The sequence below is a fragment of the Halothiobacillus neapolitanus c2 genome (genome assembly GCF_000024765.1).
Classification (GTDB): domain Bacteria; phylum Pseudomonadota; class Gammaproteobacteria; order Halothiobacillales; family Halothiobacillaceae; genus Halothiobacillus; species Halothiobacillus neapolitanus.
Genome location: NC_013422.1, coordinates 496,882 through 512,222, shown reverse-complemented (window position 1 = coordinate 512,222; position 15,341 = coordinate 496,882). Strand labels below are relative to the sequence as shown.

Below are 15,341 nucleotides of genomic sequence, written 5' to 3'. Positions count from 1 at the left end.
AAACCCTCGGGAATTCAGTGCCGAAAACAAACCCAAAATTATGGATAATCCTGTCGTGTCGGGCGAATCATCAACTCGTTAATGTGGATGTGCGACGGCTGGGCCACAACGAAATCAATCGCATTGGCGATATCCGCTCCGTACAGCAATGGCCCGAAATCCGTATTGAATTTATCCACCAGATGATCGTCGTAGCCTGCGGCATCCTGAAATCCACTCACAACGATGCCCGGCTCAATCACCGTCACACGGACACCTTTCTTGCCCACCTCACGCCGCAATCCTTCGGCCAGCGACTGCACGGCGAACTTGGTCGAGCCATAGACGGCACTGAACGGTGAAATGTTGCGCCCAACGACCGAGCCGATCACAACGATATCAGCCGCCTGTCGAGGAAAATCTGCGGCCTGTTTCTCAACCAGCGCCTGCGCCGCCTTCTGCATCAACAACGCAGCCCCCAACACATTGAGCTTGAGCACTTGTTCGTACTCCGCCAGATCAACTTCGGTCATCAATCCGCCCAGTCCACGCCCGGCATTGACCACCACAATATCCGCCGGGCGCGCGAAATAAGCTTGGGCGGCATCCAGAAGCTGATCGATCACCGAAGCATCTCCCGCATCGCCCGCCACGCCAAAAAAGGCATCGCCCAATTCGACAGCCAGCGCCTCAAGCTTATCGGCACTGCGCGCATTACCAATCACCCCGTAACCACTCTGCACAAATTTCCTGACCGTTGCTTCACCGATCCCCGACGTGGCACCGGTTACGATGGCAACGCGTGAAAAACGCGATGAATCTTCGGAAACGCCTTGAGTCGATGTATTTTGCTGGGACATATCAATTCCTCAGTTAGTTGAAGCAGAAACCACAGAGCCGCCAGCCCCAAACCGTTTCCAGCCGTGTGAGGCAAAGACGAATGGGCAAGGGCATCGATAGCAATGCGCGGAAAAATTTCTCTTACAATAATAAGACAGGCAATCTAAAGGTGCGAGAAACACGCCGTCTTTTTTCGGCGACGCTTTATCTTGAATCAAAAAAAACCCGCATCCCAATGCAAGGATGCGGGTTTGATTAAGGCACACTCGCGTGTGACCATCGATTGGCGCGCTGACGGGCGTCACATCCAAAGCATCAATGCGGGTCTCCAGGTTCATGTTCTGAAGATACCGTCAAATATACCGTCACCAGACAGACGCTACAGAGGCATCCAGACCAATCCAAACCTGTCATCCGAACTTGACTCGTTCACTTCTCATCGAGCAGTGAACGGTTCTGTATAAAAAAGCGCGTTTTTCGTGAAAACGAGTTGGCATGAGTGAATCTGTTAAAATGACACTTGTCCCGGAAAGTTCTTTCCAAAAAAGAAAGCCCGTTCGGTATTACTAGTACCTGACGGGCTGCTCCGAGACACGCGAGAGGCGGTCGGAAAGAGTTTGAGTTTAGCTGCTCAATGTCACTTGTTTAACCGGCAGACAACACCGGAAGTGTCTTAACAACACTCTGGGTACATTCTACGCGCTAGCAGTTCGCTATGCAAATGCGTGAGTCTGGTTTTCTGGTCGGTACCGCCTCATTTTTAACCCCTAAAAATGAGACTTTTCAATCATGTGTCAGAAATATGCCCCTGGGGCAGAAATGGATAGTATTTTACGCCTGCACGATGTGCTCCGGATTACCGGCGCATCCCGATCGAGCATTTATCTGTGGGTCAGTGCTGGGATTTTTCCGCAACCCGTGAAACTCGGCGTTCGAGCGGTCGGATGGCGAAGATCAGAGGTCCAGCAATGGCTGGATGATCGCCGTTAAGCCCCGTAAGCCCAGCATCTCATCTCTGATGCTGGGCAAAATCAGGCATCAAAGCCCAACAAAGCCCTCGTTGACCGTGGATGTTGGGCTTTTTGCTCATTGGCCCAGTATCAAATCACCTTCTATTACTTGTGATGGCTTTGTTTCCGCCCGCTGGTCTAGATTTATCAATTGCACAGGCATCAGTTCGGGTTGTTGTCGGTAATTCATTTCCGCAAGATCTTTACCCAGATACTGCTTCGGCGTCCATGATTTAACCGCACGTCCTGTAATTTCTTTCACGCGCTGCACTTGTTTCTGATGCGCCTCATCAGTTCGCTTCTGCGTTGCTTCGTCCCTTTCATTTTCTCCGGCAATGGTCACGCGTTCCGCTTGCTTCAAGATCGCCTGTACTTCTACCTGCTCCAAAAAGCTGCGCACATTCGCTCCGCCTGAGACAATGACGGTAGGTTGTGGCCGGCCCTGACGTTTGGCGATATCGTGCAGGGCCAGCGCATCAGAGCCGCCCTCGACAATCCAGACTGTTGACGGATCACCCGGCAGAATCGGCGGATATCGCTTGTCACTGCCGCGCAAATCACGCTTCTGCATGGGGTCGGCAGATTCAATCGCTCGGCGGGTGATGTTTTGTGGCGTACTTGCCTGATCATAGCCAACAAACAAAACCCCGCCATTGGCATAGCGCAGCATGCCGCATTGCTCGGCATGCTCAATGGTGTCCATGCTAATCCCCCGATCATTAATCAGGTAGTCTCGCCCTAGTGCCCGACTTGCCACTTCCTGCTTAGGCAGTCGCGGTGGTGGGCGCTTGGGTTCGGCAGGCGGACGGCGCTTTGGCCCGACAGTCGGCGCGCCAGCAAGGCGGAAAACAGCCTCCGCGAATCCGGTGCCTGGCTCGATCTCACGCACGAGGTCGATATTGTCGCCACCGTTGTTGCCGTACAGATCACACCAGACCCAATGCCCATCCTGCCTCTGGGTAACTCGGTACACCTCATCACCATGCAGCCTGACGCTCCGATGTCGACCTTCGTGTTTCACATCGTAACCGTTAGCTCCGAGGTAAGCGGTCGGGTCTAGTTCGCGGGCCGATTGACGATCTTGCTCAGTAACGCGCGTTCTTCTGGCGTCGCTTTGCTTAATAGCACGTTTACCCAGTCCGCCGCCTGTTGCACGCCGCTTGGCGGCAGAAGCCTGTTTAAAGCGACTTGCCCAGTGAGCACCAGAATCCCACCGATTGCGCTGGCTAAGATCAGTCCCAGTGTCTGACGCCAAATCTTCGGTCGTGTCGATCTCGCCGCCGCGCTCAGTTCGTTCGCCGTGGTTGTCATGGCTTGCGCTGATTTCTTGAGTTGATCCGGGATCGTCTCGATGTTCTGTGCGGTCTTCGCCATCGTGTCGATGCTCGATTTCAGCCCCGACAGACTCCGTGACAGGTCGGAGATTGTTTTGTCCAGCTTCGCGGCCTTCTGCTCGAATGCTGCCGCTGCGCTGGTACTCATCTGCTGAGTCAATTCCTCCAGTGTCTGGCGCTGTGCTGCGGTCACTTTGTCGTAAGCGGTCAGAACTTGAATGACCTCCGCCCTCAGCTTCGCCAACGGCTCCAGTGCTTCGGCTGTCTGCTCTGCTACTGCTTGGGGTAACGAACCCAGCATCGACCTCAAGGCTTCTGCCTGCGTTTCCAAGTTCATCACGGCCTGTACGATCTGCAATTGCGGTTGTGTATCGTTCAAGGCTTTCACTGTCTCTAGCTTGCTCATAACTGACTCCATATTTTTTCGAGAATTTCGACCATTTGTAGGAATCGCCTAGGGATTGCCCCTTGAACGCAAGACCATCAAGTTCATAGTTCACGCCGGTAATGCCGGTTTTCTGTATCTGGAAACGCACGCCCACTCCAGCCAGTTCCAACCGTTCGGCAAACATGACGGCGGTTGGCTTGCCCTGGGCGGCTTCCTTGACCAGGCGCTGAAGCCGCTGGCGTGGGGCTTCTGCCCCAGTGCGTAGTGCTTGTTCGATTTCACCTTTGGTCAGGGTCTTTTCATCTTTTGGTTCACCCAAACCAGGTGTCAGGGTCAGACCATGGATGCGCTCCAGAACTTGGGTGGCCCTGATCGCTCGATATACTTCCCATTGCCCATGCCAGAGTCCGCCAGAAAGGCTGACTCGACTGGCGATGATGTGGATGTGGTCGTGCTTGGTGTCGTTGTGCCGAATGACCGTGTATAGAGATTCTGATGGAAATCCCATCTCTTGCATGAAGTCATCAGCAATAGATGACCATCGTTCGGATGAAAGCCGCTCTCCTTCCGGTAATGCCAGGGAGGCGTGCCATACCGGAGACTTGATATCCGGTCGCAGGCGTCGGGTGACGGCAAACTGGTCTGACATGGCTCTGGCGCTGCCCGACGTCAAGGTGCCACCGACAATCTCCGGGTTCTTGCCCTTCTGGTTGCCGGTATCCAGTGCATAGTCCAATACCCCACGAAACCCAGTGCCACGAGTGACCTTAGCTTTCATCGTCTTGATCCTCGGGCAGCCGGGCGCCGATCAAGGCATCACGGTATTGAGTCAGCATGATGATGATTTGCGGCAAGTCGGCCACTTGAAGACCAGCCTCATTCAGATGACGGGAGAGCTGATTGAGGTTGGAAGCTGATCGGGACAGCACAAGCCATGCCGTCTGATTCAATGCCGGGATGATAATCGTAGGCCGAGGTCTTGCCTGTTTCATCCCGAACAAGGACATACGCAAAAACTCACCGCGATCATATAGGCCGCGACGGGCGTCGATTTCGGCAAGTTCCGCATCATTGACCCGTGTCATCACCTTATGGCGGCGACGGTCAGACTCAGCCAAGACATGACCCCGACGTGGGCGACGACTGGTTTTGGTTTGATCAATGGTCATCATCATAGACCTCCGCCAAAACCAAAACCGACAGCCCCGGGGGGCGTGGTCGGAAGGGGCGAAGCAACCCCCTGAGCGTCAGCGAACGGGGGCGAAGGGAGCGTTAGCGACCGAAGGGTTGAATTCGGCGCCAGCCGAATTACACCTTGCTCCTTACCAACAACGACAAGAAATACCCAACTGATTGTGTTCATCTGCATTCACCCTGATAACAGCACAAGCCAAGGAATTTGGTCTTGATTGGCATCAGGATAAACAGGCTAAGTCACTAATAACAAAATGGATATAATCAGAAAAATGCTATTGGACAACTCTGGATATTATCGAATAAATACAATGACAAAACCAACCGCAATAAAGTGCAGCCATGGATATAACCATTCGGAAACACACCATCCCACCCGGCGAATTGTAGTGGTCAACTCAAACCGGACAGAAAGTTAATTTTTTCTCGGCCAATATAGGGCACCTCGAATAACCCGAGGTTTTCAATGAATCCCGGCGCGCAATGATGACAGCGACCGAATTCTGTTCAATCTCTCAGGCAAAACACCGCTTTTCCGACGATGCCGCCCCGTTTTTACCTCGAATCGCCTCGGGTATCGGCTATTCTAACCATTTCTGGCGTCAGAAAGCCGTGATGCCCACTCGCTGGAAATACGCCAGCCGCTTCAGGTTGTAGCAGGCCGCCATCATTGTCATCGCAAAGTTTGCCCGCGCCTGACCAATGGTGCGCAGCAGCTTGCCCCCCATCTGCTCAATGGCACCGAACACATGCTCGACCCTGGCGCGTGTTTTGGCGATGCGATGGTTGCGTCCCTGTTGAGCTTCGGATAACGGCTTGTTCCGTTTGCCCTTACGCTGAATCCGGTTCCGGTATCCATTTGCCTTGAGCCATTGTTCGCGTTCTTCGGACGGATAACCCCGATCAGCGTAGACATCCCGACTCGTATTGGCCGGATCGATCACTGCATCGAAATGCTGACTGTCGTGGGTACTGGCCGTGTCCGTCACGATTTTGCGGATGAACTTGTGCTTCTTGTCAACATTCACTGAAAGCTTGTAGCCGTGCTGGCTCTTGCCATGCTTTTTGGTCCAGGTCGCATCCAGGTCTTTTTGACGGCGCTTGCCCGGTTGCCAGTCGGCCGGCATCGCATCCGCTTTGAGCTGTTCCTTGTCTTCCTTGGAAAAAGACTGCTTCGGCGCTGGCACCAGCGTAGCATCAATGATCTGGCCACCACGGGCGATAAAGCCCTTCTTCAAGAGTTGTGTGGTGACGCCATCAAAGATGACCTGGGCTCCGACTTCGCCGATCCGGTTCTCGAAGGTCCACACGGTGGTGCGATCAGGGATGTTGGTTGCCTGGGACAGACCACAGAAGCGCTTGTAGCTCATGCGGTCAAGCAGTTGGTATTCCATCTGTTCGTCGGACAGGTTGTACAGGCGTTTCAAGACCAGAATGCGCACCATGGTCTCGGTCGGGTACGGCGGACGACCGCCTTGAACACTGACGGGCCGCGGCGCAATGCGATCGACTTCTGCCGCCAGGGCGGCAAAGTCGATGCAGGCTTCGATTTCTGCCAAGGGGTCGCCCAACGTGTCAAGCTTATCTCGGTGATGGGTATCAGCAAACAGGTCCGTCTTAATGGCACTACGCTTTTTCATCCCAGTCGGCTCCGCAAACAATCACATGGGAGAATTTTACCCAAAATTGCATGACTGAGGTTTTTCGAGGTGCCCCATTGCATCCCTAACAATGATATACAGGAATTCGGGATACCATCGCTATCCCACCATACCGAAATTGCCCTGAATCACATTCTTAGAATCACGCAGCTCATCCAGATAATCCGCCCACACCTGCATCATCTTCCTGCGGGTTTCTAAATGCTTGGTGCGGTTATATGCCCTGCCCAGTGGATCACGGACGGCATGGGCAAGCTGAAGCTCGATGACTTCGGGCCTGAAGTTATGGACTTCTTCTAATACCGTGCGCGCCATTGCTCGGAAGCCGTGGCCGGTCAGTTCGGTTTGTGTGTCGATGCCTAGGCGCTTCAGCGCCCCGTTGACGGTATTTTCACTCATGGGGCGGGTGTCACTCCGTGCGCCAGTGAAAACGTAGCGTGAGTGGCCTGTGAGGGGCTGCAACTCGATCAGGGCCGCGACCACTTGCCGAGCAAGAGGCACGATATGCTCCTGCCCTGTCTTGCTGGCGGTGTATCGCCATTCAAACGTTTCAAAATCAATATCTGCCCATTGCATGTGCCTGAGTTCACCAATACGCACGAACACACAGGGGGCAATGGTTAGCGCGGCACGGGTAATTGGTGATCCACGATAACCGGCCATGATGCGCAGCAGTGGGGCGATGTCCTTGGGTTCGGTCGGTGCCGCATGGTTTTTGTCTTTCGGCATGGGGGCAATGGCTTTGTTCAGCGCCATTGTCACGTCGAACAGTTCCCGGCGACCTGTGGCAATTGCATAACGCAGAATTTGCCCAATGTTTTGCTTTACCCGGTGGGCACTTTCGATGATTCCGCGTGCTTCAATCCGCTGCAAAACCTTTAATACCATGGGTGCAGTCACATCAGCGACAGGCGCCCGGCCAAGGTAGGGGTAAACCTCCGCCTTCAGCCGGTTGATAACCTTGTTCCGGTATTTTTCCGATTTGTCGGCAAGGTACATATTCACCCACTCATCACCAATTTCCTCGAACGAACCGGGCAAAGCCTCGCCCGCCTGAATCATGGCTTCGATCTTTACAGCTTCGGCCTCCTCTCGCCTTGACTCAGTTATGGTGGTTTTTTCCGCCTTCCGCAGTTCGGCGGGGTCGGTGCCGTTGGCAATGAGTTGGCGGGCTTCGTCGCGGTATACCCTGGCCTGTTTCAGGTTTACGTCGGGATACCCACCAAGAGCCAGCGTCTTTCGTTTACCTTCAAAGCGGTAATCAAGCCGCCACAACTTGCCCCCGGCTGGTGTGACGAATAAATAAAGCCCTTTCTCATCCGTAACCTTGTACGGCTTAGATTCGGGCTTTAAGGCCTTGATAGCGGTATCTGTAAGTGCCATGACGGTATCCTTTGACGGTATTTTTTCACAGGCTGACGGTATCAACACCGTCATACCGTCAAAAATACCGTCAAGAACCACTGGCTGTAAAGAGATGTTTTAGGACGCCATAGGCGTAAAAAAACCCGCAAACCTAGTAGGGATGCGGGTTTGATTAAGGTTTTAAAACTTCTTCGGACGTTGTAAAACCATTGAATGGCGCAGCGGACGGGACTCGAACCCGCGACCCCCGGCGTGACAGGCCGGTATTCTAACCAACTGAACTACCGCTGCTAATTTGATGTGGTGGGTGATGAGAGGCTCGAACTCCCGACCTACGCCTTGTAAGGGCGCCGCTCTACCAACTGAGCTAATCACCCGTGGAGCGGGAAACGAGGTTCGAACTCGCGACCTCAACCTTGGCAAGGTTGCGCTCTACCAGCTGAGCTATTCCCGCACATCATCCAGCTGCTTTTGAGGGCTACTGTTTGTCACAGAGCGCGCATTATACAAACCAAAAACGGGCGTGCAAGTCTTTTTTCACGCGGCGCTGGCCTCTACTGCATCTGGTTTTGCCTCAACTTCCGTTTGCGCGCGGTATAAGCCAATGATGATCCAGCCTTCGCTGGGCGTTGGCATGGGGCCATCGCTTTGGACGTGCAAAATCCCTTTAGGTGAGATCATAAGCAGTAGGATGCCTCGTTTATCATAGGTTTGCTGATACTTTTCCCAGTTAAATTCTTCGGTCAGACGGGTTGATTTAATTTCTGCCTTTTGCTCGATAAGCAGCATCAGGTCGCCCAACGAGACACCGGTGCCGAACAATTTGCGACCGGTGAACACATGCGATAGCCGCTGCTGATCGGAGCCAGATTTTTCCTGCGGTGTTTGCAGTACGTAGACGTTTTCTGCGCCAAACTCGTGACGATAGCGAATGGCAGCTAGGTTGTTCATTTCGGGCACGCCGGATACGGCGAACAGTCGACCGATACCCACCAGATCAAGACGTCGCTCTGCCGCTTGCGAAACAGCATTGCCGTAGAAGGTTTCAAGCCCTTCCATGCGAGCGGTGCGGATGTCCGCAAAATTACTGTCTGTAAGAATGACGCGATAGCCATGTTTTTTGAGGGCATGTGCCAGCATGCAGGAAAACACGTTGATGCCGACCATGAGCACGCCTTTGTCTTCGGGTTGGGCCACGCCTAGATAATTCGCCAACGGTCGCGCCGTGAGCGATGCGGTCACTACCGTCCCGAAGATAATGATAAAGGTGAGTGGCACAAGGACGTCAGAACCCGCTATACCTTGTTGATTAAGTTTTAATGCAAAGAGACCGGATATGGCAGCCGCGACAATGCCGCGCGGTCCTATCCATGAGATCATGAGTTTTTCTCGCCAGCTTAACCCTGCACCGATGGTGCTTAGCCAGACTTTGACCGGCTGCGCGATAAATTGGACTGTAAACAAAACCAACAGCGCACTGAATCCGATGGCACTGAACATAGCAGGCTCGATCCGGGCGGCCAAAAGGATGAACAGACCTGAAATAAACAAAATGGTCAGCGATTCCTTGAAATGCAGGATCTCCGCCAAGGGCACCGCACGCATATTTGCCAATAAAACACCCATAACCGTGACAGCGATGAGCCCTGACTCATCAGCCATCAGGTTGGATGTGGTAAATACCGCCAATACAGTGGCCAGAACGACAACGTTGACCAAGTATTCCGGCAGTAAATGTCGTCGGAGTATCAGCCCGAGCAGATAGCCACCAACAAGGCCCAGCACCATGCCGACGCCGATTAATTCAAGAAAAGGAATGATGACCGCAGTCAGGTTGGCGTTTGCGTGCGCTGGCGTTGCGCTCATCAAAATGTACTCAAACACGAGCACTGCAACTACCGCACCGATCGGGTCGATGATGATGCCTTCCCAGCGAAGAATGGTGGACACCTTGTTGTTGGGCCGCACAATCCTCAATAGCGGCACAATAACGGTTGGCCCTGTCACGATTACGATCGCGCCGAATAACGCCGCCATCAGCGGCTCAAGTCCGACGAAATAGTGCGCGGCGTAGCTGGCAATCACCCAGGTTACAAAGGCACCCAGGGTTACGAGTAACCATACCGCGCTGCCGACGCCTTTGAGCTCCTTAAACTGAAGGGTCAGGGCGCCTTCGAACAGGATGACAGCTACCGCTAGCGAAACAAACGGAAAGAGAAGATCGCCCAGCAGCGCGTTCGGATTAAGCAGGCCGGTGACCGGGCCGAGAAACAGCCCGATGCCAAGCAAGAACAAGATCGCGGGCACTTTCAACCGCCAGGCAAGCCATTGCGCGCCGATACCGGTCACGATGATGCCCGTCAGGGTAATCAGGATGGTTTGATCCATGTATGGGGCTTCCAGAAATATAAAGAGAGATTAGTTTTGCCCGATTGCAGCTTGGTGACGATTCGCGAGTGGATTGTCATTTGGCTGCAAACAGGCTCGAATCGGGTTGAGCTGAACCGCTACTGATTATTTGCGCGCCGTTACCAGCCCTTGCGCCTTGGAGAAGGCCAGCATGCGATCAAGCGATTTTACGGCATTGACACGCACGGCTTCGGGCACAAAAATCTCATGCCCATCGGGTGAGACAAGCGCGTCGTAAACTGCTTGCAGGCCATTCATGGCCATCCAAGGGCAATGCGCACACGAAACACAGTGGCTGCCATCGCCGGTTGGTGCCTCAATGAGCGTTTTGCTGGGCACGGCCTGCTGCATCTTGTAGAAGATGCCATTATCCGTCGCCACAATCATTTCGGATTGCGGCAAATCATGTGCCGCACGAATCAGCTGGCTCGTCGAGCCGACCACATCAGCCAGATCGACCACCGCCTTGGGCGATTCAGGATGCACCAGTACCGCTGCGTCTGGGTGTTGGCGCTTGAGGTCGATGAGCGCCTCGCCCGCAAACTCATTGTGCACCACACAATCGGCCTGCCAGAGCAGCATGTCAGCGCCAGTTTTTTCCTGAATGTATCGCCCCAGATGTCGATCCGGCGCCCAGATGATTTTTTCGCCCTGCTCTTTGAGATGGCCGACGATCTGCAAGGCGTTCGAACTGGTAACGACCCAGTCTGCACGCGCTTTGACGGCCGCCGAGGTGTTGGCATAAACCACCACGGTGCGATCGGGGTGCGCATCACAGAAGGCGGTAAACTCATCGGCAGGGCAGCCCAAATCAAGCGAGCATTCGGCATTGAGTGTCGGCATCAGCACACGTTTTTCTGGGCTTAGAATCTTGGCCGTCTCGCCCATGAAGCGCACGCCGCAGACCACCAGTGTCTCGGCGGAATGCGCGGCGCCGAACGCGGCCATGTCAAGTGAGTCTGAAACGCGACCGCCGGTTTCATCCGCGAGCTTTTGCAGCGCGGCGTCCACGTAATAATGCACGACCATGACTGCATTCTGGCGAACGAGTTCGGCTTTGATGCGCTCGATCAGCTCATGTTCCTGTACATGGGATAATTTGGGCGCAGGCACGCTGTGGCTGGCCAGCGCCTGAATGCGGGCGGCCAAGACGGCAGGAATCTGGGTTGCGGCATCGCGTGTGGTAGACATAATCGCCTCCTGTATGTGAAGCCCGACGGAACAGAAACGGGCGGTTGGTTATCGAAAAACCACCAACCGCCTGAACTTATTCGGCTTTCTCGACCACCGGCTTGCGCACGCGGATCGACAATTCACGCAGTTGCGCTTCATCGACTTCGCCCGGCGCGTTGGTGAGCAGACAAGCCGCCGACTGCGTTTTCGGAAAGGCGATGACCTCGCGAATCGAGGTCGCGCCGCTCATGAGCATGACGATTCGATCCACACCAAACGCCAATCCCGCCATCGGCGGCGCGCCAAATTTGAGCGCGTCGAGCAGGAAGCCGAACTTCTCGCTCGCCTGCTCCGCCGAGATACCCAGCAGTTCGAATACCCGTTTCTGCATGGTCTGATCGTGAATACGAACCGATCCACCGCCGAGTTCAAACCCGTTCAACACGAAATCGTAGGCCCGTGAACGAACCGCTTCCGGATCGGTTTCCAACAGGTGCAGATCGTCCAGATTCGGTGCCGTGAAGGGGTGATGCAGGGCGTAATATCGACCTTCTTTTTCGTCGTACTCGAACATCGGAAATTCGGTGACCCACAGGGCGCGGAAACCTTGCTCGACCAGCCCCATGTCCTGCCCGATCCTGACCCGCAGCGCACCCAACGATTCGTTGACGATCTTGGCCTTGTCTGCACCGAAGAACACCACGTCACCGGTTTGCGCGCCTGTGCGCGTCATGATGCCGTCGATGGCATCGTCGGTCAGGAACTTGAGAATGGGCGATTGCAAGCCTTCGCGACCCGCGGCGGCATCGTTGACCTTGATATAGGCCAGGCCCTTCGCGCCGTAAATGGAAACGAACTTGGTGTAATCGTCGATCGCGCTACGCGGGAGCGAATTACCGTTCGGCACGCGCAAGGCGGCGATGCGACCGCGCGGATCGTTGGCCGGGCCGGAGAACACCTTGAAATCCACCGCGACCAGCAGATCACCCACATCGACCAGTTCCAGCGGAATGCGCAGATCGGGCTTGTCGGAACCAAATCGACGCATGGCCTCGGCCCAAGTCAGGCGCGGCAAGGGATTGGGTAAGGCCAGCTCGATGGTTTGCGCGAACAAATGACGCATCATGTCTTCGATCAGCGCCATCACCTCCTCTTCATCAAGGAAGCTGGTTTCGATATCGAGCTGGGTAAATTCCGGCTGGCGATCGGCACGCAAGTCCTCGTCGCGGAAGCATTTTACAATCTGGTAGTAACGTTCGATGCCCGCCACCATGAGCAACTGCTTGAAGATTTGCGGCGACTGCGGCAGAGCGAAAAACTCGCCCGGATGCGTGCGTGAAGGCACGAGATAATCACGTGCGCCTTCCGGTGTGGCACGGGTGAGCACTGGTGTTTCCACATCCATGAATCCGGCATTGTCCAGATGCTCGCGCAGAGCACGCGTGACCTGATGACGCAATTTCAGGCGGGCCAGCATCTCGGGGCGACGCAAATCAAGATAGCGGTACCGCAGGCGATGCTCTTCGCTGACGCGCTCGTCATCCAACTGGAAGGGCAACGGCTCGGAGCGGTTGAGAATCTCCAGCCCCAGACCCAGCACCTCGATCTGGCCACTGACGATATTGGGGTTCTCGGTACCGGCAGGACGGCGGCGCACCTTGCCGCGCACGCGAATCACGAACTCGCTGCGCAGGCTTTCGGCTTTGGCAAAAACGTCCAAATCATCCGGATCGAACACGATCTGCACCATGCCGTCGCGGTCGCGCAGATCCACAAAAATCACCCCACCGTGATCGCGGCGGCGATTGACCCAACCGACGAGGGTGACTTCTTGATCTAAAACAGCCAAGTCAACTTGGCCGGCCGTGTGGCTACGCATACTCATAAGGTGGATCCGTTCATGTTCTGTAAAGGCGGGCATATTAGCCGGAACTGGGCGGTTTTTCGAGTTCGGGTACTGCGAGTACCGGTTTTGCCGCCTGCGATTTGGGTGTGACCACACCCAGCGAAATGACCATACGGAAGCCTTCCTCGACGGACATGTCCAGCGCGATGATCTCATCCTCGGGCACCATGATCACAAAGCCGGAGGTCGGGTTCGGGGCCGTCGGCACAAAAACTGTGATGACCTTCTGTGCGGTCTTATCCTGAACTTCACCCACCGGATCACCGGCCAGAAACGCCAGCGACCAGCAGTTTTTGCGCGGATATTCCACCATAACCACTTTGCGGAATGAACGCGAATCCTGGGAGACAAAGGTTTCGATCACCTGTTTCACCGCAGAATACACACTGCGCACCAGCGGAATCCGCTCCAAAACCGATTCGCCCATGGCGATGAGCTTACGACCCAGGAAATTGGCAACCAGTGCACCGGTCAACAGGACAACGATGATCGCCAGAACCGCTCCCACGCCCGGGATGTTAAAACCAAATACCGCCTCGGGCCGGTAACTCGGAGGCAAGAGGAGAATGGTTTTATCCATGAAGCCGATGACCGCATTGATCACCCAATAGGTAATCGCCAGCGGCGCCCAGACCAGAATACCGGCCACCAACCACTTGCGCAGGGTGGACACCTTGCTGCCAACTTCACTCATATCAAACCCGCCCGAGCATAAGAGCCAATGGCCAACAGCAGACTCAATGATGCCAACGCGGTCAGCACCGTGCGCAGCACCCCGAAATTAAGCGAGGCGCCGATTCCGCCGAACCAGACACGATCCACACGTAAGGCAGTCAACAGCAACAAAATAAAGACGGACAGACGCATAATCCCCCAAGGCAGCAACGCCGCCACCCAGGCCAGCAATGACAGGCTCACGCCCCACAACAGGTGACGGCGCGCCGCAACGGACTGATTCAATGCAGCGCCCCAATGCACACCACCGAGAAACGATACGATAACCGCCGCGTAGACAGACAAGACCCGGATCACGGTCGAATGCCAATCCAAGGGGCCCCACCACGCCGCCATGGCCAAACCCGCGAAAGGAATGACGCCACCTAATCCCAGAACCCACGCTAATAAACGCATGACAACTCCACATTCATCCCCATGGCAACACACTTCATTGATCTCATTATCCTGCACCTCGAACTACCCGTGATTCGTCGTTCCCGCGAAAGCGGGAACCCAGAAAAATCAAGGCGCTGGATTCCCGCCTACGCGGGAATGACGGGTTTTTCGAGCTTCCCGATCCTGTTTCTATTAATCAAGGCCGAATAAATTGGCCCAAATGCCGTGAACCAGCGGCCCACAGCAGACCCCTGAAAACAGTTTAACCGTTCACGACGGTCGCCTGATATTTTCCTTAAAAAACCATGAGGAATCTTGATGAAATTGAGCCTTTGCTTGCCCGCTCAGCACCGGTCGAACTGCATTCAGGGCCCGATCACATCGGCTACACGCGCTTGGAGGACGGGCACTAGGTCGCGCTCAAACCAGGGGTTGCGCTTGAGCCACAACTGATTTCTGGGGCTTGGGTGGGGCAGCAAGACTTTTTCTGGCCAGTGTTCGCGCCAAGCCTGCACTTGTTCGGTCAGGCTTTGGCGCCTCGTGCCAAAATGATAGGCCTGTGCGTACCGGCCAATCACAATGGTAAATTCCAGATGGGTCAGGGCGTCCAGCAAGGCAGAACGCCAGGCCGGTGCACACTCCGGGCGGGGCGGCAGATCACCCGATGTTCCCGTACCCGGAAAACAGAACCCCATGGGCAAGAGTGCGACCGTTTGCTCGTCATAAAATTGAGCCCGGCTCAAGCCGAGCCAGCCACGCAAACGATCGCCACTGGCATCATCAAAGGGCACGCCGGACTGATGGGCCTTTTTGCCCGGCGCCTGCCCGGCGATCAGCAAACGCGCCGATGGCGAGAACTGAAGAATGGGGCGGGGAGGAAACGGCAGGTTATCTTGGCAGATACGGCAAGCACGAACCTCATCAATCAAAGGTGGCTTCGCGCTCACAATCAAATTACCCAATCAGGAA

Annotated in this window: 14 protein-coding genes and 3 tRNA genes; 2 read left to right on the top strand and 15 right to left on the bottom strand. The window is 55.0% G+C overall.

Annotation, left to right across the window (positions count from 1 at the left end; genetic code table 11):
• Nucleotides 1-38 precede the first annotated feature (38 nt).
• Nucleotides 39-839, bottom strand: a complete 801-nt coding sequence (locus tag HNEAP_RS02430) for an SDR family oxidoreductase (RefSeq protein WP_012823375.1) — start codon at nucleotides 837-839, stop codon at nucleotides 39-41.
• Between the two features lie 9 nt (nucleotides 840-848).
• Entirely contained in the window at nucleotides 849-1,157 is a 309-nt protein-coding gene (locus HNEAP_RS12635; protein WP_133484706.1) for a hypothetical protein, read from the bottom strand.
• A 481-nt stretch (nucleotides 1,158-1,638) separates the two neighbouring features.
• On the opposite strand from HNEAP_RS12635, the gene HNEAP_RS02425 reads away from it, so the two are divergent.
• The gene (locus HNEAP_RS02425) at nucleotides 1,639-1,809 is read left to right on the top strand and encodes a helix-turn-helix transcriptional regulator (protein WP_012823373.1); all 171 of its coding nucleotides are present in this window, start codon (nucleotides 1,639-1,641) and stop codon (nucleotides 1,807-1,809) included.
• Nucleotides 1,810-1,905: 96 nt separating this feature from the next.
• Here the strand turns inward: HNEAP_RS02425 and HNEAP_RS12455 are convergent, their stop codons facing one another.
• The 12 genes from HNEAP_RS12455 to HNEAP_RS02350 all read right to left on the bottom strand — a co-directional run bounded on the left by HNEAP_RS12455 (nucleotide 1,906) and on the right by HNEAP_RS02350 (nucleotide 14,390).
• A complete protein-coding gene (locus HNEAP_RS12455) occupies nucleotides 1,906-4,329 on the bottom strand; it encodes a relaxase/mobilization nuclease domain-containing protein (RefSeq protein WP_012823372.1) in 2,424 nt (807 codons plus the stop codon).
• Nucleotides 4,319-4,726: a hypothetical protein gene (locus tag HNEAP_RS02400; protein ID WP_243726356.1), complete on the bottom strand. Its 408-nt coding sequence runs from the start codon at nucleotides 4,724-4,726 to the stop codon at nucleotides 4,319-4,321. Before HNEAP_RS02400 ends, HNEAP_RS12455 begins: the two co-directional genes overlap by 11 nt.
• Nucleotides 4,727-5,347: 621 nt before the next feature.
• Nucleotides 5,348-6,385, bottom strand: a complete 1,038-nt coding sequence (locus HNEAP_RS02395; RefSeq protein WP_012823370.1) for an IS5 family transposase — start codon at nucleotides 6,383-6,385, stop codon at nucleotides 5,348-5,350.
• Nucleotides 6,386-6,505: 120 nt separating this feature from the next.
• Entirely contained in the window at nucleotides 6,506-7,789 is a 1,284-nt protein-coding gene (locus HNEAP_RS02390; RefSeq protein WP_012823369.1) for a tyrosine-type recombinase/integrase, read from the bottom strand.
• 196 nt (nucleotides 7,790-7,985) lie between these two features.
• Nucleotides 7,986-8,062, bottom strand: a tRNA-Asp gene (locus HNEAP_RS02385).
• Nucleotides 8,063-8,072: 10 nt separating this feature from the next.
• A tRNA-Val gene (locus tag HNEAP_RS02380) sits at nucleotides 8,073-8,148 on the bottom strand.
• A 1-nt stretch (nucleotide 8,149) separates the two neighbouring features.
• Nucleotides 8,150-8,225 (bottom strand) — tRNA-Gly (locus HNEAP_RS02375).
• Nucleotides 8,226-8,308: 83 nt separating this feature from the next.
• Nucleotides 8,309-10,159, bottom strand: coding sequence for a cation:proton antiporter (locus tag HNEAP_RS02370; RefSeq protein ID WP_012823368.1), 1,851 nt, complete (start codon nucleotides 10,157-10,159; stop codon nucleotides 8,309-8,311).
• 126 nt (nucleotides 10,160-10,285) lie between these two features.
• The gene (nadA, locus tag HNEAP_RS02365) at nucleotides 10,286-11,371 is read right to left on the bottom strand and encodes a quinolinate synthase NadA (RefSeq protein ID WP_012823367.1); all 1,086 of its coding nucleotides are present in this window, start codon (nucleotides 11,369-11,371) and stop codon (nucleotides 10,286-10,288) included.
• A 76-nt stretch (nucleotides 11,372-11,447) separates the two neighbouring features.
• Complete coding sequence (gene aspS / locus HNEAP_RS02360; protein WP_041600588.1) at nucleotides 11,448-13,232, bottom strand: aspartate--tRNA ligase; 1,785 nt, start codon at nucleotides 13,230-13,232, stop codon at nucleotides 11,448-11,450.
• Nucleotides 13,233-13,275: 43 nt separating this feature from the next.
• Nucleotides 13,276-13,953, bottom strand: coding sequence for a DUF502 domain-containing protein (locus HNEAP_RS02355; RefSeq protein ID WP_012823365.1), 678 nt, complete (start codon nucleotides 13,951-13,953; stop codon nucleotides 13,276-13,278).
• Nucleotides 13,950-14,390, bottom strand: a complete 441-nt coding sequence (locus tag HNEAP_RS02350; protein ID WP_012823364.1) for a DUF3429 domain-containing protein — start codon at nucleotides 14,388-14,390, stop codon at nucleotides 13,950-13,952. Before HNEAP_RS02350 ends, HNEAP_RS02355 begins: the two co-directional genes overlap by 4 nt.
• Nucleotides 14,391-14,411: 21 nt before the next feature.
• Here HNEAP_RS02350 and HNEAP_RS12630 point away from each other — a divergent pair, with 21 nt between their 5' ends.
• Nucleotides 14,412-14,582, top strand: a complete 171-nt coding sequence (locus HNEAP_RS12630; protein ID WP_155802511.1) for a hypothetical protein — start codon at nucleotides 14,412-14,414, stop codon at nucleotides 14,580-14,582.
• Between the two features lie 155 nt (nucleotides 14,583-14,737).
• Here the strand turns inward: HNEAP_RS12630 and HNEAP_RS02345 are convergent, their stop codons facing one another.
• Nucleotides 14,738-15,319: a uracil-DNA glycosylase family protein gene (locus HNEAP_RS02345; RefSeq protein ID WP_012823363.1), complete on the bottom strand. Its 582-nt coding sequence runs from the start codon at nucleotides 15,317-15,319 to the stop codon at nucleotides 14,738-14,740.
• Nucleotides 15,320-15,341 lie beyond the last annotated feature (22 nt).